The organism is Azonexus sp. MM2026_4 (assembly GCF_055901855.1).
This window is the reverse complement of record NZ_CM148380.1, coordinates 465,424-483,715: the sequence shown is the minus strand read 5'-3', so window position 1 is coordinate 483,715 and position 18,292 is coordinate 465,424. Positions and strand designations below refer to the sequence as shown.

Below are 18,292 nucleotides of genomic sequence, written 5' to 3'. Positions count from 1 at the left end.
GATCATGGCAAAGACAATGGCGCCGTACTACCCGATCATCTATGTCCGCGGCTACGCGATGACCCCCGGCGAAATCGCCGATGCCGCGTCGATGCCCTACATGGGCTTCAACCAGGGCGCGACCAAGTTGCGGCAGGCCTGGGATGGGCGCGTCACCAAGCACATCTTCGAGTCGCCGCTGATCCGGCTGATGAAGGAATACGGCTACCGCGACTGTTTCGATGACGGCGCCGAGATCAACGGCAGCCTGCCGCCACGCAGCGTCGTCATCTACCGCTATTACGAGACGGCGGACAGCGACCTCGGCGACGGCAAGGTGCTGTCGATCCCCGAAGCGGCGCGCGGCCTGCAGGCCTTGATCCAGCGCGTGCGCCGCCAGGTCTGCGGCGACGACGGCGAACTGCTCGCCGCTTTCAAGGTGCACCTGGTCGCCCATTCGATGGGCGGACTGGTCGTCCGCGCCTTCCTGCAGAACGACGCGATCAGCACGCCGGACGACCGCGCGCTGGTCGCCAAGGTATTCACCTACGGCACGCCGCACAACGGGATCGAGATGGCGGGAATCAACGTGCCGGCGGTTCTCGGTCTGTGGGACATCAACAACTTCAACCGCCAGCGGATGGCCGAATACCTCGGCCTGCCCGGGAAGCCGGAGCGGGTCGACTCGCTGGACGGGAAATTCGACCCGCAGCGTTTCTTCTGCTTCGTCGGTACCAATCACCGCGACTACGCCGCTGCGCTCGGCGTTTCCCGCCTGCTGGCGGGCGAAATGAGCGACGGCCTGGTGAAGATCGAGAACGCCACCGTCAGCGGCACCCCGCGCGCCTTCGCCTATCGCAGCCACAGCGGCCCGTTCGGCGTCGTCAATTCGGAAGAGGGTTACCAGAACCTGGTCCGCTTCCTGTTCGGCGACCTGCGCGTCGATGGCAGCCTCGACGTCGACGTCCTGCCCCTACCGCCTTCCGTGCAGAAGGCCAAGGACGCCGGCAAACAGATTCGCTGCTCCTACTATTTCGAGGCGACGGTCGCGCCGCGCGGCAGTTTCAGCGCCAAACTCACCGAACGCCGCCGCGACACCTACAGCGCCGTCCTGCGCGGTTACGACGAACTGCTACGCCTCGACCGCGCCGGCATCGACGCGCCGCGCTCGCCCGCCCTGTTCTCGGCCTTTCTCGACAGCAAGCGGATCACCGTCGGCAAGACCCTCGTCTTTTCGCTGGAACTGGCGGTGTTGACCACCGGCTACACCATCGACGACAGTTTCTGGCTCGATCAGCACATCGAAGGCGAATACCTGTTCCGCGACACCCTGACCTTGAAGCTGACACTGGCGCAGGACGGCTTCCGGCTGCGCTACCTGAGCTCCGACGAAAACTGGAGCGAAGGCCAGGGCCGGCTGGTCGAACCCACGGGCGAGCAGTACCTGATCCCGCTCGCCTCGAGCAAGGGATTCCGCGGCCAGCTCCGCCTGAGCGTCGGCCGTTCCGACTGAGCGTTCAGCCGCCGACCGTCTCGCCGATCAGGTCGGCGATCAGTTGCGCAGTCATCCCGTGACGGTCGCGATCCGGGTTGTATTCGACGATTTCCAGGGCGCGCAAGCCGGGCTGCCCAGCCAGCCAGCGCCAGGCCGTGCGTACGTCGGCGGCAGGCAGGCCATCCGGCTCCGGGCTGCCGACGCCCGGTGCGAAGCGCGGATCGATGGCGTCAAGGTCGAGGCTGACGCCGAAGCCGGCCGGCGCACTGCCGACGATGCCGGCCGCCTCGTCGAGACAGGCGGCAAAACCGCGGCGGGCGATTTCCTCGCCATCGAAGATGCGCACGCCCTGGCGGCACAGGAAGTCGATTTCCTCCGGCTCGTAGCTGCGCGCCCCGAGGACAGCGCAATGCCCAGCGCTGAGCTGCGCCCCGGGCAGGCCGATGCTCACCAGACGGCGATCGCCCTGGCCGAGCAGGCAAGCCAGCGGCATGCCATGGACGGCGCCGGAATAGCTGCTCTCCGGCGTATGGCTGTCGAGGTGGGCATCGATCCACAACAAACCCAGTGGCTGCCCGATGCCGCGGGCGACGCCGCTCCAGGTGCCGACCGCCACCGAATGGTCGCCGCCGATGACCAGCGGAAACTGCCCCTGGCGCAGGGTACTTTCAACCTCGTCGGCGAGCGCCCTGCAGAGCGCGGCGATTCGCGCCGTGCGCGACAGCCGCTCGCCGTTCGGGGCAAACAGGGTGCGTCCCCAATCCAGCGCCGGGTGCCGGGCCAGCGTCTGCCAGGCCTGCGAATGATGGAAGGCGACCGGCCCGTCGGCACATGCCACGTCCTGGGCGCCAATACCGCTGGCGGCACCGATCACCCGCACCCGACGGTCGCCGCTCACCGTCTGGACTCCCGGACGCCGGCGAGCGTCATATCCTCACGCAGGGCAAGGAGCGCACAGCCAGCCACCGTAACCCCGTTCATCGCTTCTCCCGTTTCGTCCGACCTCTCGAGCGCCGTGCGGAACATTGTGCAGGAAGCCGAGGCCGGCGGTCCAGCCTGCCCCGGCGGCAAAACGCGGGCAACAAAAAAGCGCCCCGAGAGGCGCTTGTTTGTATCGTTGCTGGCGGAGACGGAGGGATTCGAACCCTCGATCCAGGTTTTGCCCGGATGCACCCTTAGCAGGGGTGTGCCTTCGACCACTCGGCCACGTCTCCAATCCGTTCAGCGACGAGGCGCGGATGATATAGCCTCCGCGCCCTTTGGTCAAACCTTTACTGGTCCAGACCGAAAGTGCGGTGCAGGACGCGCACGGCGAGTTCCAGATACTTTTCGTCGAGGACGACGGAAATCTTGATTTCCGAGGTGGAAATCATCTGGATGTTGATGCCTTCGTCGCCCAGCGCCTTGAACATCTTGGAAGCGACGCCCGGGTGCGAGCGCATGCCGACGCCGACCGCCGAAACCTTGCAGATCTTGTTGTCGCCGACGATCTCGCGGGCCCCCAGCTCGCCCTTGACCTTTTCCAGGATGGCCTGGGCCTTGGCGTACTCGCCGCGATTCACCGTGAAGGAGAAATCGGTCGTGCCGTCGTGGCCGACGTTCTGGATGATCATGTCGACGTCGATGTTGGCATCGGCAATCGAGCCCAGGATGCGGTAGGCGATGCCCGGGGTGTCCGGAACGCCCAGCATGGTCAGCTTGGCTTCGTCGCGGTTGAAGGCGATGCCGGAAATGATCGGTTGTTCCATGTTCTTGTCTTCCTCAACAGTGATCAGCGTACCCTCCCCTTCGTCCTCGAAGCTGGAAAGAACGCGCAGTTTGACCTTGTACTTGCCGGCGAATTCGACCGAGCGGATCTGCAGCACCTTGGAGCCGAGGCTGGCCATTTCCAGCATTTCCTCGAAGGTGATGGTGTCGAGCTTCTTCGCTTCCGGCACGACGCGCGGGTCGGTCGTGTAGACGCCGTTGACGTCGGTGTAGATCTGGCACTCGTCGGCCTTCAGCGCCGCCGCCAGGGCGACGCCGGAGGTATCGGAACCACCGCGGCCGAGCGTCGTGATGTTGCCGTCGGCATCGACGCCTTGGAAACCGGCAACGATGACGACCTTGCCGGCATCGAGATCGCGGCGGATGTTCTCTTCCTCGATCGACAGGATGCGCGCCTTGGTGAAGGTGCTGTCGGTCAGGACTTTGACCTGGCCGCCGGTGTAGCTGCGGGCATCGACGCCGATCGCCTTGAGGCCCATGGCGAGCAGGCCGGTGGTGACCTGTTCGCCGGTGCTGACGACGGCATCGAGTTCGCGGGGATCGGGCTGGGCTTGCATTTCCCGGGCCAGCGCGATCAGCTTGTTGGTTTCGCCGCTCATCGCCGAGACGACAACGACGATCTGATGTCCCTGCGCCTTGAAGCGGGCGATGCGCCGGGCGACATTCTTGATGCGCTCCGGGTTGGCGACGGAAGTACCGCCGTATTTCTGAACAATCAACGCCATGGATTCATCCGTAAAAACGTTGGAAACACGAAAAAAGAGGGCCGGATTTTACCCCAGCCCGCTCATTTCTAAAAGAAAGCGCTGATCAGAGATCGGCCAGCGCCCGCAGATGGGCGCCGACGCTGCGCGCCAGCGAAGTCATCACGTAGCCGCCCTCGAGCATCGAGACGATGCGTTTGCCGCACATTTCGGCGGCCAGCTTCTTCAGGTGCTCGGTACACCAGGCGAAATCCTTCTCGACCAGCTTGAGGCCGCCCATGTCGTCCTCGTAGTGGCCGTCGAAACCGGCCGAGATGAAGATCATCTGCGGCTGGAATTCCTTGAGCCGCGGTGTCCACACCTGCAGCACGGCGTCGCGGAATTCCTCGCCGCCACAACCGGCGGCCAGCGGCACGTTGCACATGTTGGCGGCCGGATTGTCGATACCGGCGTAAGGATAGAAAGGATGCTGGAAGATGCTGCACATCAGCACCTTGTCGTTGCCGGCAAAGCAATCCTCGGTGCCGTTGCCGTGGTGCACGTCGAAGTCGATGATGGCGACGCGTTCGAGACCGTGCACCTTGATCGCGTGCATGGCGGCAACGCCGATGTTGTTGAAGAAGCAAAACCCCATCGGGGTCGTGCGCTCGGCATGATGACCGGGAGGACGGACCGAGCAAAAGGCGTTCTCGCATTCGCCGCCAACCACCAGGTCCACCGCCAGGCAACCGGCACCGGCGGCCCGCAGCGCGGCCTGCCAGGTATGCGGGTTCATCGCTGTGTCGGGATCGAGATGGACAACACCCAGTTCGGGCGAGGCGCGCTTGATGCGTTCGAGATGCGACGCCGGGTGGACGCGCAACAACTGCTCGAAGGTGGCGAGCGGCGCGTCGTAGTAAACAAAATAGGCGTCGATGCCCTGAGCGATCAGATGATCGTTGATGGCAGTCAGGCGTTGCGGGCATTCCGGGTGATGCGTTCCCATGTCGTGCAACTGGCAGTCGCGATGGGTGATGAAGGCAGTTGTTGTCACTTGTTCTCTCTCTGCTGTTTTTGCGCCTGGGCAGCGCTCCTCTGTGGCTCATTATCATCTCATTCCGGCGACCGCTTCAAGCATTAGAATGGGCAATACCCCGCACCCCCTGACGGATTGAACGCATGCCCCACACAAAAACATCAGCGACGGCCGAGCACCCGCCGGACTTCGCGCCCATCCTCGCCGCCGCCAACCGGATCATCCTCGGCAAGGCGCAGGAAATCCGCCTCGCCGTTGCCTGCCTGCTGGCCGGCGGCCACCTGCTGATCGAGGATCTGCCGGGCCTCGGCAAGACCACGCTGGCGCACACGCTGGCCGCGCTGTTCGGGCTCGATTTCTCGCGCATCCAGTTCACCGCCGACCTGCTGCCGGCCGACATCACCGGCGTCTCGATCTACGACCGCGGGCAATCGACCTTCCGTTTCGTTCCCGGCCCGGTCTTCGCGCAGCTCGTGCTGGCCGACGAGATCAACCGGGCGACGCCGAAAACCCAGAGCGCGCTGCTCGAAGCGATGGAAGAAGGCCAGGTGACGAGCGAAGGCGAAACCCGCCGCCTGCCCCGCCCGTTCTTCGTCATCGCGACCCAGAACCCGGCGCACCAGATCGGCACCTTTCCGCTACCGGAATCGCAACTCGACCGCTTCCTGATGCGCATCGAACTCGGCTACCCCGGGCGCGACGCGGAGCGCGAACTGCTGCGCAGCGGCGGTCGCCGCCAGGCCGCGGAAAGTCTCGCCCCGCTGCTGGTGGCGACGCAGTTGCCGGCCCTGCAGGAAGCCGTTGCCGCCGTCCATGCCGCCGACCCGCTGATCGACTACGTGCAGGCGCTGGTCGAGGCCAGCCGGCAGAATCCGGCCTTCCGCCACGGCCTCTCGCCGCGCGCCGGACTGGCGCTGCTGGCGGCAGCCCGCGCCTGGGCCTGGCTGGCCGGCCGCGACATGGTGCTGCCCGACGACGTCCAGGCGGTCTTCCCGGCGGTCGCCCGCCATCGCCTGCTGGCAGCGCACGGCGACGGCATGGCCGCCGCCGGCGACATCGGCGCGCTGCTCGCCGGCGTCGCCATTCCCTGACCGCGATGCGCCTGCTCGACCGGCTGCAGGAATTCATATTCGGCAAGCGCAGCGACGGCGAGGCGCCGATCGTCCTCGACCGCCGGCGGATCTTCATCCTGCCCTCGCGCACCGGGCTGCTCTACGCGCTGGCCCTGCTCGTCATGCTGATCGGCGCCATCAACTACAACCTGGCACTCGGCCACGCGCTGGTCTTCCTGCTCGCCAGCCTCGGCCTGACCGGCATGGTGCACAGTTTCCGCAACCTGCACCGCCTGCGCCTGCTGCCGGGACGGGCCGCGCCGGTGCATGTCGGCGAGACGGCGGAGTTCGAGCTGACGCTCGAGAACGACCGCCCCTATGCGCGCCGCGCCCTGGTATTTACCGCCGTCGCCGGGCTGCCGGTGAATGCTGCGGTCGACGCCGACGGACGGACGACGGTCGCCGTACCGGTGCCGACGCAACGGCGCGGCTGGCTGGCGCTGCCGCCGGTACGCCTGGACACCCGCTACCCGCTCGGCCTGTTCACCGCCTGGAGCCAGCTACGGCCGGCGATGCGCTGCCTGGTCTACCCGAGCCCGATCTTCACCCCGTTGCCGGCCAGCCGCCCCTTGCCAAGCGGCAGCGCCCGCCATGGCGAGGGTGGCCAGGAGGATTTCGCCGGTTTCCGCGAACGCCAGCCGGCCGATTCGCTGCGCCACGTCGCCTGGAAGGCGAGCATCCGCCAGGGTGACGACCGGCCGCTGCTGATCAAGGAGTTCGCCGGCGGCAGCGACAGCGAACTGCGCCTCGACTGGGCGGCGACCGACCCCGCCCTGTCCGCCGAAACCCGGCTTTCGCTGCTCGCCGGCTGGGTGATCGACGCCGGCCAGCGCCAGCTTGCCTTCGCCCTCGCCCTGCCCGGCGTGGACATCCCGGCCGCCAGCGGCCGCGAGCAGCAACGCCGCTGTCTCGAAGCGCTCGCCCTGTATCCGGCATGAACCAGAAACGCGACGCCAGCCTCAGCCGCGAACAGCCGCCCTGGCTGTTTGCCGCCGCCATCGCCGCGACGGCGCCACACGCGCTGGCGCAACCGCTGTGGCTGACGGCATTCGCCGTCGTCCTCTTCGCCTGGGCTGGCTGGCTATGGTGGGAGGACCGCCGGCTGCCCGGGCGCTGGGTGGTACTGGCGCTGACCGTTGCCGGCAACCTGGCGATCCTCGCCGAATACCGGACCTTGTTCGGGCGCGAACCGGGAGTTGCCCTGCTGGTCATGTTCATGGCCCTCAAGCTGCTGGAAATGCGCCACCGGCGCGATGCCGTGGTCGTCGTCATGCTCGCCTATTTCCTGCTGCTGACGCATTACTTCCATTCCCAGGAAATCGCCGTCGGCCTCTGGCTGGTGGTTGCCCTGTGGCTGGTCACCGCCGCGCTGACCCGCCTTCACGCCGGCACCATCGAGCGCCGCGAGAACCTGCGTCTGGCGGCGACGCTGCTCCTCCAGGCACTACCGATGATGCTCGTCCTCTACCTGCTTTTTCCGCGCATCAGCGGTCCGCTCTGGGGCTTGCCGGAAGACGCCCATAGCGGCCGCACCGGACTGTCCGAGCGCATGAACCCGGGCAGCATCGCCGAACTGGTGAGCAGCGGCGAAGTCGCCTTCCGGGTCCGCTTCGACGGCGCCCCGCCGGCGCGTCACCTGCTCTACTGGCGCGGCCCGGTGCTGGAGAACTTCGACGGCACCACCTGGCAGCGTTCGGCCCGCCGCCTGCCCGAGGAAGTGGTGCAGGCCGACGGCCCGGAAATCGCCTACGAAACCACGCTGGAAGCCCACGGCCAGCGCTGGCTGCTGGCCCTCGACGCGCCGCTGGCGCTGCCCGAAGGCGCCAGCCGCGACGGGCGGCTGGCGGCGATCGCTGCGCGCCCCGTCGACAGCCGGCAGCGCTTCCGCCTGCGCGCCGCCACCGCTTTCCGTTTCAACCCGCAGGAAGCGCCGGCGACGCTGGCCGACAACCTCAGTCTGCCGACCGCAGGCAATCCCCGCGCCCGCGCCCTCGCCCGCGAGTGGCAGCGGCAAGCGCGCGCGCCGGAGGAGCTGGTCGATCTGGCGCTAGACCATTTCGCCCGGGAAGCCTTCCACTACACCTTGCGTCCGCCGCTGCTCGGGCGCGACCCCATCGACGATTTCCTGTTCCGCAGCCGGCGCGGCTTCTGCGAGCACTACGCCAGCAGCTTCGTCTTCCTGATGCGTGCCGCCGGCCTGCCGGCGCGCGTCGTCAGCGGCTACCAAGGCGGCGAGTTCAATCCGCTCGACGGCTACCTGGTCGTCCGCCAGTCGGAAGCCCACGCCTGGGCCGAGGTCTGGTTCGCCGGGCGCGGCTGGACGCGGGTCGACCCGACCGCGGCGGTCGCCCCGGAGCGCATCGAGCAAGGCATCGTCAGCGCCCTGCCGGCCGGCGAGCCCCTGCCCGCCTTCCTGCTCAACCGCGCCGATTGGCTGCGCGACCTGCGCCACCGCTGGGAAGCGGTGAATAACACCTGGAACCAGTACATCCTCGGCTACGACGGCGAGCGCCAGCGCCAGTTCCTGTCGCAACTGGGCTTCATCAACGTGGACTGGCGGCTGCTCGCCACCCTGCTCGGCCTTGCCGGCGGCGGCGTGCTGGCCGCCATCCTGCTGCTCAACCTGTGGCACCGGCCGCGCCTCGACGAAGCACGCCGGCTCTGGCTGCGTGCCCAGCGCCGAATCGGGTTAAACTGCGCGCCTCAGGAAACCCCGCTGGCATTTGCCGAGCGCGTGCGCAGGACCGATCCGGCGCTGGCCCCCGCTGTCGATGCGGTCGTCCGCCATTATCTGCTCGCCCGCTATGCCCGCACCGACCCCGAACACCTGGCGGCGCTGCGCGCCGCCGTCAATCGCCTGCCCCGACGGAGAATCGTTTGATCAAGACCCTGGCCGCCTGCGCCCTCACCGCCCTCACCGCCTTCAGCCAATGCGCGCTCGCCGCGCCCGGCAGCATTGCCGAACTGCCGGAAGCCGAAGTCTTCGCCCGCGACCTGGCGCAACGCCACGGTTTCGACGCCGACGAACTGCTCGCCCAGTTCGCCAAGGTCAAGCAGAACACCGGCGTGCTGTCGCTGATCGCCCCGCCGACGCTGCCGACGCAGCGCTCCTGGACGCGCTACCGCGCCCGCTTCGTCAACCCGCAGCGCATCGCCGGCGGCGTCGATTTCTGGCAGGAGCACGCGGCGACCCTGGCCCGCGCCCGGGCGCTCTACGGCGTCCCGGAAGAAGTGATCGTCGCCATCATCGGCGTCGAAACCGTCTATGGCCGCAACACCGGCGGCTTCAGCGTGCTCGAGGCGCTGGCGACACTGGCCTTCCAGTACCCGCGGCGAGCCGATTTCTTCCGCACCGAACTCGAACAGTTCCTGCTGCTCAGCCGCGAGAACAGCCTCGATCCGCTGACCGTGCGCGGCTCCTACGCCGGCGCGATCGGCATCCCGCAATTCATGCCCGGCAGCCAGCGGCGCTTTGCCGTGGATTTCGACCGGGACGGCCGCGTCGATCTGGCGAACAGCGTCGACGACGCGATCGGCAGCGTCGCCCGCTTCCTCGAGCAGCATGGCTGGCAGGCCGGCCAGCCGGTAGCCGTGCCGGCCAACCTGCCGGGAACGCCGGACGCCTCGCTGATCGAAGCCGGCATCCGCCCCAGCCTGCGGGCAAGCGAGCTGTTCGAGCGCGGCATCCTGGCCGAAGCGCCAGCCGACGCGACGGTGACGCTGGTCGACCTGGTGACGCCGGAAGCGCCGACCGAATACTGGCTGGGTTTCGAGAATTTCTACGTGATCACCCGCTACAACCGCTCGAGCTTTTACGCGATGTCGGTCTTCCAGTTGGCCGATGCCATCCGCCAGGCGCGCGCCGAGACGCAGACCGCGCTCAACCAGGCACGCTAGGCGCGCCTACAACACCGAGTCGCGCGTCACCTTGCCGCGCCGCATCATGCGGCGCAGGCGCTCGAGGCCTTCCAGCTGGATCTGCCGGACGCGCTCGCGGGTCAGGCCGAGATCGCCGGCGATCGCGTCGAGGGTGGCGATTTCGTTGCCGTTCAGGCCGTAACGGCGCTCGATCACCTGGCGCTGGCGTTCGCCCAACTCGCCCAACCAGCTTTCGAGCAGGACACCGACTTCGCTCGACTGCAGCAGCAGCTCCGGATCGGCCGCCCCGCTGTCGTCGGTGATGAACTCGGCCATCGTGTGATTGGGATCGATGTCGAGCGGCGCGTCGAGCGACGCGATGTGCTCGTTGAGCGACAGGATGCGGCGAATGTCGGCGACCGGCCGGTCGAGCAAGGTCGCCACCCGCTCGACGCTGGATTCGCGGCCGTCGGCAGCCTCCAGGTGGCGCATGGCGCGCAGCACGAGGTTGATTTCCTTGACCACATGCACCGGCAGACGGATGGTCCGCGCGTGGTTCATGATGCTGCGCTCGATGCTCTGGCGGATCCACCAGGTCGCGTAGGTCGAGAAGCGGAAACCACGCTCGGGGTCGAACTTTTCCAGCGCATGGATGAGACCGAGGTTGCCTTCCTCGATCAGGTCGAGAAAGGGAATGCCGCGATTCAGGTAATGCTTGGCGATATTCACCACCAAGCGCAGGTTGTGCTCGATCATCTGCTGGCGGGCGGCAAAATCGCCACGGCGCACCAGACGCGCCTTGGCCAGCTCCTCGTCCGGCGTCAGCAGCGGCTTGGCGCCGATCTCGTTGAGGTAGATCTGGGTGACATCCTCGATCAGGCTGCCTTCGGCCGACGGCAGATCGCCCAGCGCCTGCAGAAAGCCATCGCTTTCCGCGGCGCCGGTCAGCGCCGCTTCTTCTTCGTCGTCCTCATCGTGACTCATCTTTTCGGCAGGAAGGGCAGCGGATCGACCGGCTTGCCCTGCTTGCGGATTTCGAAATGCAGCTTGACGCTGTCGGTGCCGGTATCGCCCATCTCGGCGATCTTCTGGCCGCGCTTGACCGCCTGCCCTTCCTTGACCAGGATGCGCCGGTTATGGGCGTAGACGGAAAGGATGTCGGTGCTGTGCTTGACGATCACCAGCCGACCATAGCCCGCCAGCGCGTCGCCGACGTAGAGCACCTTGCCGTCACCCGCCGCCTGCACCGGATCGCCGGCCTTGCCGCCGAAATCGATTCCCTTGTTGCTGCTGCCGTTATAAGCCGACTTGACGGTCGCGGCGCTCGGCCACGCCCATTGCCCAGCCTCGGCTTCGGCTGCGGCTGGCGTTGCGGCCGGCGGCGTCGCCGGAGTCGCCGCTGGGGCGCCAGCCGGAGCCGCCGCCGGCAGATTGTTCAAACGGGCATGCGCTTCGTCCGAATACGGCTCCTTGCCACCGCGCGGCTCACTGATCGTCCCCTTTGCCGGCGCGGCCGGCGTGCCGCCCTTCGGTGCCGCATCGAGCGGCCGCGATTCGACACCGCTGTCGATACCGATCGGACTGGCTACCGATGCTGCCTGCCCGTTGGCGCTTGCCACTGCCGCCGCCGGGCGCAGCCGTAAAATCTGCCCTTCGCGCAAGGCCGAAGGGTTTTCGATATTGTTCAGCGCGGCAAGTTCGCCGTGGTCGAGACCGTTCTCCCGCGCGATGCGGTACAGGGTATCGCCGCGTTTGACCAGGTACTCCCCGGGACCGGCAGTACGACTCTGGGCCGTCGGCGAAGGGTTGGCGATCGGTGCTGGCGCCTGGGAACAGGCGGCAAGTGAAAGAAGGAGTGAAAACTGGAGAAGGGGTTTGATCATTGTGTTCCGGATAACAAAGGTACGAACCGGACCGGGTCCAGTCGCATCTCCGTAAAGCCGTTTGTTGTGTGTTCGACAAGGCAAAGATACTGCTCCTGCCCCCCGACAGGCAAGACCATTCGGCCGCCGGGCGCCAGTTGGCGAAGCAATTCCGGTGGAATAACCGGCCCGGCGGCAGCGACGATGATGCTGTCGAAGGGTGCGGCCTCCGGCAAACCGAAATTACCGTCGGCCAGCTTCAGACGCACGTTGAACTGCTGCAGCGTGCGCATGTTGGCCTTGGCTTTCTCGAGCAGGGGCCCGATCCGTTCAAGCGCGAAAACATCCTTGCTCAACTGCGCCAGCACCGCCGCCTGGTAGCCGCAACCGGCGCCGACTTCAAGCGTTTTGCCCAGGCCGGGACGGGCATTGAGCAGCAGCTCGATCATCCGGGCGACGATATAGGGCTGGGAAATCGTCTGCCCCATACCCAGCGGCAAGGCCGTATCCTCGTAGGCTCGGGAGGCCAGCGCCTCCTCGACGAAGGCGTGGCGCGGCACCGCCGCCATCGCCGCGAGGACTTTCTCGTTACGGATGCCCTTTTCGCGCAGGCGGTCGATCATCCGCGCACGCGTGCGCTGCGAAGTCATGCCGATGCCCTGCAAGGTGCGAACCGTCATTGCAACCACGCCCGGATCGTTGACAACTGACTGACCTGCGTCAGGTCGATCTGCAGCGGCGTGATCGAAACCCGCTTCTGTTCCACGGCATGGAAATCGGTCCCCGGCCCGGCATCGGCAGCGGCGCCAGCGGCACCGATCCAGTAAACCGTTTCCTTGCGCGGCGAGGTCATGCGCACAACCGGCTCCGCCTTGTGCCGGCGCCCGAGACGGGTCACTTCCCGGCCGGTCAACTGGTCATAGGGAATATCCGGCACATTGACATTCAACAGGACCGGCGCCTCGATCGGATTATCCAGATAATGCTCGACGAGCTCACGGGCAACCCGTCCCGCGGTGGCGAAATTCAATCCGTCGAAACTGGTCATCGACATGGCAATCGCCGGAATGCCGAGCAGATAACCTTCCATGGCCGCCGCAACGGTTCCCGAATAAATCGTATCGTCGCCCATATTGGCACCCGAATTGATTCCGGAAACGATGATATCCGGCAAGTAATCCAGCATTCCGGTTACCGCCAGATGCACACAATCGGTCGGCGTGCCATTGACGAAATAAAACCCGTTGGCCGCCTGTTTCAGCATCAGCGGCCGATCCAGCGTCAATGAATTACTGGCGCCACTCCGATTCTGCTCCGGCGCGACAACGACGATTTCACCCAGACCGGCCAGGGCATCCGCCAGCGCAGCCAGCCCCGGCGCAAAATAACCGTCGTCATTACTGAGCAGGATGCGCATCAGACCAACAGCGCATCCATGTCGCCGCCTTCCGCCAGCCAGGCTTCAACCCACTTCGGCTTGCGACCGCGGCCGGTCCATTCCTCGCCGCTCTGCGGGTGACGGTATTTGACCTTGACCTTGCCGCCGGTGGCGACACGGACTTTGGCTTCCTTACCCAGCAGTTCCTCGATGGCAAAACCACGGGCCTTGGCAAAGGCGCGAACTTCATTGAGGACATTCACCTTTTCGGCAGCTTCGCGCCGCTTCAATTCGGCGGGAATCTGCTGCTGAAGATCGCGCAGCTGGGCGAGAGTGAGTGTAGACAGATCCATGACAACCTCCTTGAACGAAGAATCCGAGATTATAAAGCAAAATCGGGAAGGGATTATTGAATAACCACCGGCCTGACAAAAATTCAATATTCATGCAGGAATATATCCATGAATCACCGTAAATGAATTTCACATCGGCGCGTGAATATCACCGCCATGACAGACCTCGACATGAGGCAATTCAGGATGCCAAATCGCTGCAAAAAACACCTGCCCGTAGTATCCTCAGGCCATATTCATGCTGCCGTTTCCGTTCAGCGCCGCCAAAAAACCGAACCGCCCCATCCCGCAGCCCATGAGCGACAAAATCCGCGACTACATCGAGCAGCAGTTCCTCATCGAATTCGACGAATCCTTTCCCGAAGACACCGACCTCTTCAAGGAAGGCGTCATGGATTCCTTCGGTTACGTCCAGATGTGCCGTTTCCTCGAAAGGGAATTCAATTTCCGTTTCCTGGAAAACGAGATGACCGGCAATGTCTTGACCAGCCTGACCCGCATCCGGGAATTTGTCCGGCAAAAGGGCGAACTGGCCGCTGCCGGCGCCGCGCCGGCTCCCTGAACCGCGCTTCCGATGTGCGGCATCGCCGGTTTCTTCCATCCCTCGCTGGCCAGCGAGGCCTACCCGGCCACCCTGCTCGCGATGTTGCGGGCCATTGCCCACCGCGGCCCGGACGCCACCGGCTATGTCCTGGATGAACACTGCGGTCTGGGCTCGACCCGGCTGTCGATCATCGACATTGCCGCCGGCGTGCAACCGCTTGCCGATCCAGGTGAGCGTTTCTGGCTCTGCTACAACGGCGAAATCTACAATTACCTCGAACTGCGCGCCGAACTGGAAGGACTGGGACGAAGCTTCCTCACCCACTCGGACACCGAAGTCCTGCTGCAGGCCTGGCTGCACTGGGGCCCGGCCTGTCTCTCGCGCTTCAACGGCGGTTTCGCCTTCGCCCTTTACGATCGGCAGCAGGATGAACTGATCCTGGCCCGCGACCGCTACGGCAAACGCCCGCTGTTTTATGCCCCGCAGGGTCGCGGCTGCTTGTTTGCCTCGGAAATGAAGGCATTCCTGCCCTTCCCCGGCTTTCGCTTCGAGCACGACCCGGCGCAACTGGCCTCCATCCTTGGCGTGTGGACGCCACTGCCAGCGCAGACCGGCTACGCCGGCATCCACAGTTTGCCGATGGGCCACTGGCTCAAACTCAAGGCCGAGCGAATCGAACTGTTCCGCTACGACACGCTGGATTTCCAGGGCACGACCACCGTCGCCAGCGCCGAAGAAGCGCAGGAACTGATCCGCCAACGCCTGCGCGCCAGCGTCGCCCTGCGCCTGCGCAGCGATGTCGAAGTCGGTGTTTATCTGAGCGGTGGCATCGATTCGGCCATCGTCGCCAGACTGGCCCAGGAAGCCAGTTCCCGTCCCTTGTTGACGTTCTCGGTGGAATTTGCCGACCGGCAGTACGACGAATCCACTGAACAGCAGGAAATGGCAAGTTTCCTGGGCAGTCGCCACCACGCCCTGCGCATCACCCACCAGGACATCGTCGACCATTTCCCGGCCGCCGCCTGGCATGCGGAAATTCCCGCCTTCCGCAGCGCTTTTGTGCCGATGTACCTGCTCTCCCGGCAAACCCGGGCCGCCGGCATCAAGGTGGTTCTTTCCGGTGAAGGCGCCGACGAGGCCTTCCTCGGCTACGACATCTTCAAGGAAACCCTGCTCCGCCGCGACTGGCAAAGCCTGGGCGACGAGCCTCGGCGCGCCCGGCTGGCCAGTCTCTACCCGCACCTGGAACATTACGGCCCGCAGGATCTGGCGGCGATTACCGGGCTCTATCAGCAATTTTCCGAAGAACGCTTGCCGGGGCTGTTCTCCCACGAGCTGCGTTTTCAGAACGGGCGCTTCTCGGCGCGCCTGATCAAGGAGGCCGGCGATCCCTTGCAGGCCATGGCGGCACTGGTTGCGGCGGAACCCGGCTATGCCGCGCTCGGCGCGGTCCCCAAGGCGCAATGGCTGGAGTTCCGCACGCTGCTTGCCGGCTATTTGCTGTCAACTCAGGGCGAACGGATGAGCCTCGCCCATGGGGTGGAAAACCGCTGCCCCTTCCTCGATCCGGCAGTGGTCGAACTGGCCAGTTCGATCAACCTGCGTTTCGACGACGGTTTTGCCGAGAAGTGGCAGTTGCGCCAGGCTTTCCGCGAAGATCTGCCGGCCAGCATCGTCAACAAGCGCAAATTCCCCTACCGCGCGCCGGACAGCGCGGCTTTCGTCGATTGCCGGCCGGACTACCTCGAACTGCTGCTGTCAGGCGATGAAGTGGCGAAGATTCCCTTCCTCGACGGCAAATTCGTCCGCGCCCTGAGCAAAAAGATCATGACCACGCCGGCAGCGGAAATCAGCACCAAGGAAAACCAGACCTTCATTTTCCTGCTTGGCATCGCGCTGCAGCATCGCTTTTTCGTCCAGCGGAGCGGTTTGCCGCAGCTTCCGGAAGTCGTTTCGCCGCTCGGCCGGGCGATCGATCTGCGAGCCCGCTGATCAGGCTTCCCAGGGGAATTTTCCGGACGCCGTGTAGCGACGGATGTTGTGCTGGATTTCCGGATCGCCGAACAGCGCCCGGTTGGCCTCCAGAGCGGCCGGTTTCAAGGCCTCAAGCTGACCGGCCAGGCCCGTCAGATAGGCCTTGTAACGCCCGATGGCCGGCCGGCTCAGCCGTTGCAGGCGCAACAGGTGGCGGCGCAGCAGGGCTTCCGCATCGTCATCGACGGCATCGACCAAGCCGGCCGCCAGCGCTTCGTCAACCGCGAAGGCGCGCGTCATCAGCGTCAGGTAATGGGCTTTCTGCAAGCCGATGCGGCGTACCAGAAAAGGCAGCACGCAGGCCGGAAAAATGCCGAACAGCATCTCCGACAAACCGAAGGCGGCACTGCGATCGGCCAGCACGATATCCGCAGCGGCAACAAAGCCCATCCCGCCCGCATTGACCCGGCCGCGAACCAGACTGATGCTGATGAAAGGCCCGCCGGCCAGGCGCTGCCAGAGCCGGTACAAGGGTTCCGGGTCGGCGACTTCGTCGCTCGCCGCGATGGCGCTGAAATCGCCGCCGGAGCAGAACACCTCGGGCGTCCCTTCGAGGACCAGGATACTGACCGGCGGCTGCCTCGCCTCGCTTTCGCAAAGGCCGACCACCGCCTCCAGTTCGGCGATCAACCGGGCATTGATCGCGTTTTGCGCTTCCGCTCGCTGGATGCGCACCCGACAAATCCCCTTGTCGAAAGAAACCGCCAGGGTCTGATAATCCATGCTCAATGTCCTTGCTGCGGCGCACCGATCACCAGCGCGCTGTCGATACCGCCAAAGCCGAAGGCCAGCTTCAGGGCATGGTGAAAATGGTGTTCCCGGGCCGCGCCACGCACCCAGTCGAATTCCGGAGCCAGCGGATCGTCGAGCTGCGCGCAGGGATGCAGCCGAGCGGCCTGCATCTGTAGCAGCACGGCCGCCGTCTCGACCGCCCCGGCGGCGCTCAGACCGTGGCCGATCAACGACTTGCTGGCATTGATCGCCGCCCCGTTCAGGCCCGCTGCCTGCAATGCCGCCAGTTCCGTCAGATCGCCGCGCGGTGTGCCGGTGCCGTGGGTATTGACGTAATCGATGTCGGCGGCGCGCAAGCCGGCCGCCGCCAGGGCTTCGCGAATGACCCGCAGCTCGCCGTCCAACGACGGCTCCGGCCCACGCTGCCCATTCGCTCCGTGCGCCCCGCCGAGCAGGCTGCCATAGCCGGGACGCCCCGCCGCAGCCCGACGGATGACCAGCGCCGCACAGGCTTCGCCGAACATGAAACCGTCGTGCGCCCGGTCGAAGGGGCGACAGGCCAGCCCTGGGCTGAGTGCGCCGAGCGCGCTGAGCGCCTGCAATTCGAAACAGGACAGATCCTGCAAGGCGCCGATGGCGATACAGGCCTCGACCCGGCCGCCACGCACCGCGTCGGCCGCCTGCAAAATCGCCAGCAGACCGCTGGCCGAAGCTCCGCCGACGCTGTAACTAAAACCGCGAATGGGAAATTCGGCGCAGCACAAGCCGCACAGATCGGTATCGAAACAGGTATAGCCGTGGCTGGGCAAGAGGTAGGCCATGCGCTCGGCGTAGGCTTGCTGGGTGAGCAGCAACTCGCGGGACTGCAGGTTGCTGCCGCCGACCACCAGGCCGATGCGTTCCGGCGCGACGTCGTCCAGACCGGCTTCCTGCCAGGCCTCGGCCAGCACTGCCACGGCGACCCGCCCGCCGAAACCGGTTACCCGGGCGACGCGGGGCGCCAGCAAAGCGGGCGGCTCGGCCAGTTCGGCCCCGCGAAACAGCGACTGGCCATCGGGCAACTGCCGACCCGGTCGCTGCAATGGCCCGAAAACCGGACGCGGCGCCAGCATTCCCTCGATCAGCGCCGTCTTGCCGTAACCGAAGGCCGTCGCCACGCCAATGCCGGTCACGACCGGTGCCTTCCCCGCCAAGCTGCAATCAGCCGACAAGTTTGGCCCGCAGCAGGTCGGCCAGCTCGCCCAGGTTGCGCGGGCCGAACAGCTGGACCATGGGCAGGTTGAGGCCGAGGGCCTCCATGCTCATGATCAGCACATCCTGGCGGGACACCGAATCGATGCCGATATCGACCATCGAATCTTCCGCCGTGATCGGCCGCTCGGCCATCGCCGGCTCGACGATCCGAATCTGTTCGATGATGATGGCTAAAATTGCGTCGCGCTCCAAACCCATTCTCCTT

At 65.7% G+C, this 18,292-nt stretch carries 18 protein-coding genes and 1 tRNA gene; 7 read left to right on the top strand and 12 right to left on the bottom strand.

Features of this window, described 5'->3' with window-relative positions; genetic code table 11:
• Positions 1-4: 4 nt before the first annotated feature.
• Entirely contained in the window at positions 5-1,492 is a 1,488-nt protein-coding gene (locus AC0KWY_RS02080) for an esterase/lipase family protein (RefSeq protein WP_474028004.1), read from the top strand.
• 4 nt (positions 1,493-1,496) lie between these two features.
• On the opposite strand, the gene AC0KWY_RS02075 is transcribed toward AC0KWY_RS02080, so the two are convergent.
• From AC0KWY_RS02075 to AC0KWY_RS02060, 4 genes are all read right to left on the bottom strand, one after another.
• Positions 1,497-2,372: an arginase gene (locus AC0KWY_RS02075; RefSeq protein ID WP_474028003.1), complete on the bottom strand. Its 876-nt coding sequence runs from the start codon at positions 2,370-2,372 to the stop codon at positions 1,497-1,499.
• 223 nt (positions 2,373-2,595) lie between these two features.
• Positions 2,596-2,688 (bottom strand) — tRNA-Ser (locus tag AC0KWY_RS02070).
• 57 nt (positions 2,689-2,745) lie between these two features.
• On the bottom strand, positions 2,746-3,966 hold the full coding sequence (locus tag AC0KWY_RS02065; protein WP_474028002.1) for an aspartate kinase: 1,221 nt from the start codon (positions 3,964-3,966) through the stop codon (positions 2,746-2,748).
• An 85-nt stretch (positions 3,967-4,051) separates the two neighbouring features.
• Positions 4,052-4,978 carry a histone deacetylase family protein gene (locus AC0KWY_RS02060; protein WP_474028001.1) on the bottom strand — a complete coding sequence of 309 codons (927 nt, stop codon included), beginning with the start codon at positions 4,976-4,978 and terminating at the stop codon, positions 4,052-4,054.
• Positions 4,979-5,103: 125 nt separating this feature from the next.
• Between AC0KWY_RS02060 and AC0KWY_RS02055 the strand changes: the two genes are divergently transcribed.
• From AC0KWY_RS02055 to mltB, 4 genes are read left to right on the top strand one after another with little or no spacing between them, the layout of a single operon-like run.
• Positions 5,104-6,051, top strand: coding sequence for an AAA family ATPase (locus tag AC0KWY_RS02055; protein ID WP_474028000.1), 948 nt, complete (start codon positions 5,104-5,106; stop codon positions 6,049-6,051).
• 5 nt (positions 6,052-6,056) lie between these two features.
• Positions 6,057-7,010, top strand: coding sequence for a DUF58 domain-containing protein (locus AC0KWY_RS02050; protein WP_474027999.1), 954 nt, complete (start codon positions 6,057-6,059; stop codon positions 7,008-7,010).
• Positions 7,007-8,953 (top strand): transglutaminase TgpA family protein, encoded by a 1,947-nt coding sequence (locus AC0KWY_RS02045; RefSeq protein WP_474027998.1) that lies wholly within the window; start codon positions 7,007-7,009, stop codon positions 8,951-8,953. The genes AC0KWY_RS02050 and AC0KWY_RS02045 overlap by 4 nt, the downstream gene beginning before the upstream one ends.
• Positions 8,950-9,969 (top strand): lytic murein transglycosylase B, encoded by a 1,020-nt coding sequence (mltB, locus tag AC0KWY_RS02040; RefSeq protein ID WP_474027997.1) that lies wholly within the window; start codon positions 8,950-8,952, stop codon positions 9,967-9,969. The genes AC0KWY_RS02045 and mltB overlap by 4 nt, the downstream gene beginning before the upstream one ends.
• A 6-nt stretch (positions 9,970-9,975) precedes the next feature.
• Here mltB and rpoS read toward each other — a convergent pair whose 3' ends face one another.
• From rpoS to AC0KWY_RS02015, 5 genes are read right to left on the bottom strand one after another with little or no spacing between them, the layout of a single operon-like run.
• Positions 9,976-10,914, bottom strand: a complete 939-nt coding sequence (gene rpoS, locus AC0KWY_RS02035) for an RNA polymerase sigma factor RpoS (protein WP_474027996.1) — start codon at positions 10,912-10,914, stop codon at positions 9,976-9,978.
• Positions 10,911-11,813 carry a peptidoglycan DD-metalloendopeptidase family protein gene (locus AC0KWY_RS02030; RefSeq protein ID WP_474027995.1) on the bottom strand — a complete coding sequence of 301 codons (903 nt, stop codon included), beginning with the start codon at positions 11,811-11,813 and terminating at the stop codon, positions 10,911-10,913. The genes rpoS and AC0KWY_RS02030 overlap by 4 nt, the downstream gene beginning before the upstream one ends.
• The gene (locus tag AC0KWY_RS02025; protein ID WP_474027994.1) at positions 11,810-12,472 is read right to left on the bottom strand and encodes a protein-L-isoaspartate(D-aspartate) O-methyltransferase; all 663 of its coding nucleotides are present in this window, start codon (positions 12,470-12,472) and stop codon (positions 11,810-11,812) included. The genes AC0KWY_RS02030 and AC0KWY_RS02025 overlap by 4 nt, the downstream gene beginning before the upstream one ends.
• Positions 12,469-13,209 (bottom strand): 5'/3'-nucleotidase SurE, encoded by a 741-nt coding sequence (surE, locus tag AC0KWY_RS02020; RefSeq protein ID WP_474027993.1) that lies wholly within the window; start codon positions 13,207-13,209, stop codon positions 12,469-12,471. Before surE ends, AC0KWY_RS02025 begins: the two co-directional genes overlap by 4 nt.
• Positions 13,209-13,523, bottom strand: a complete 315-nt coding sequence (locus tag AC0KWY_RS02015; protein ID WP_474027992.1) for an H-NS histone family protein — start codon at positions 13,521-13,523, stop codon at positions 13,209-13,211. Before AC0KWY_RS02015 ends, surE begins: the two co-directional genes overlap by 1 nt.
• Positions 13,524-13,818: 295 nt before the next feature.
• On the opposite strand from AC0KWY_RS02015, the gene AC0KWY_RS02010 reads away from it, so the two are divergent.
• Entirely contained in the window at positions 13,819-14,085 is a 267-nt protein-coding gene (locus AC0KWY_RS02010) for a hypothetical protein (RefSeq protein ID WP_474027991.1), read from the top strand.
• Positions 14,086-14,097: 12 nt separating this feature from the next.
• On the top strand, positions 14,098-16,059 hold the full coding sequence (gene asnB / locus AC0KWY_RS02005; protein WP_474027990.1) for an asparagine synthase (glutamine-hydrolyzing): 1,962 nt from the start codon (positions 14,098-14,100) through the stop codon (positions 16,057-16,059).
• Here asnB and AC0KWY_RS02000 read toward each other — a convergent pair whose 3' ends face one another.
• Genes AC0KWY_RS02000 through AC0KWY_RS01990 form a run of 3 tightly spaced genes read right to left on the bottom strand, consistent with a single transcriptional unit; the run spans position 16,060 to position 18,279 of the window.
• Positions 16,060-16,824, bottom strand: a complete 765-nt coding sequence (locus AC0KWY_RS02000) for an enoyl-CoA hydratase/isomerase (RefSeq protein ID WP_474027989.1) — start codon at positions 16,822-16,824, stop codon at positions 16,060-16,062.
• Positions 16,825-16,826: 2 nt separating this feature from the next.
• Positions 16,827-18,005 (bottom strand): beta-ketoacyl synthase N-terminal-like domain-containing protein, encoded by a 1,179-nt coding sequence (locus AC0KWY_RS01995; RefSeq protein WP_474027988.1) that lies wholly within the window; start codon positions 18,003-18,005, stop codon positions 16,827-16,829.
• Positions 18,006-18,033: 28 nt separating this feature from the next.
• Positions 18,034-18,279 carry a phosphopantetheine-binding protein gene (locus tag AC0KWY_RS01990; RefSeq protein WP_474027987.1) on the bottom strand — a complete coding sequence of 82 codons (246 nt, stop codon included), beginning with the start codon at positions 18,277-18,279 and terminating at the stop codon, positions 18,034-18,036.
• Between the last annotated feature and the right edge of the window lie 13 nt (positions 18,280-18,292).

Coding starts and splice junctions, on each gene's coding strand:
- rpoS (WP_474027996.1), bottom strand. CDS start 10,914: ATGAGTCACGATGAGGACGACGAAGAAGAAGCGGCGCTGACCGGCGCC.
- AC0KWY_RS02000 (WP_474027989.1), bottom strand. CDS start 16,824: ATGGATTATCAGACCCTGGCGGTTTCTTTCGACAAGGGGATTTGTCGG.
- AC0KWY_RS02010 (WP_474027991.1), top strand. CDS start 13,819: ATGAGCGACAAAATCCGCGACTACATCGAGCAGCAGTTCCTCATCGAA.
- AC0KWY_RS02025 (WP_474027994.1), bottom strand. CDS start 12,472: ATGACGGTTCGCACCTTGCAGGGCATCGGCATGACTTCGCAGCGCACG.
- surE (WP_474027993.1), bottom strand. CDS start 13,209: ATGCGCATCCTGCTCAGTAATGACGACGGTTATTTTGCGCCGGGGCTG.
- AC0KWY_RS02030 (WP_474027995.1), bottom strand. CDS start 11,813: ATGATCAAACCCCTTCTCCAGTTTTCACTCCTTCTTTCACTTGCCGCC.
- asnB (WP_474027990.1), top strand. CDS start 14,098: ATGTGCGGCATCGCCGGTTTCTTCCATCCCTCGCTGGCCAGCGAGGCC.
- AC0KWY_RS02050 (WP_474027999.1), top strand. CDS start 6,057: ATGCGCCTGCTCGACCGGCTGCAGGAATTCATATTCGGCAAGCGCAGC.
- AC0KWY_RS02055 (WP_474028000.1), top strand. CDS start 5,104: ATGCCCCACACAAAAACATCAGCGACGGCCGAGCACCCGCCGGACTTC.
- AC0KWY_RS02080 (WP_474028004.1), top strand. CDS start 5: ATGGCAAAGACAATGGCGCCGTACTACCCGATCATCTATGTCCGCGGC.
- AC0KWY_RS02015 (WP_474027992.1), bottom strand. CDS start 13,523: ATGGATCTGTCTACACTCACTCTCGCCCAGCTGCGCGATCTTCAGCAG.
- AC0KWY_RS02045 (WP_474027998.1), top strand. CDS start 7,007: ATGAACCAGAAACGCGACGCCAGCCTCAGCCGCGAACAGCCGCCCTGG.
- AC0KWY_RS02065 (WP_474028002.1), bottom strand. CDS start 3,966: ATGGCGTTGATTGTTCAGAAATACGGCGGTACTTCCGTCGCCAACCCG.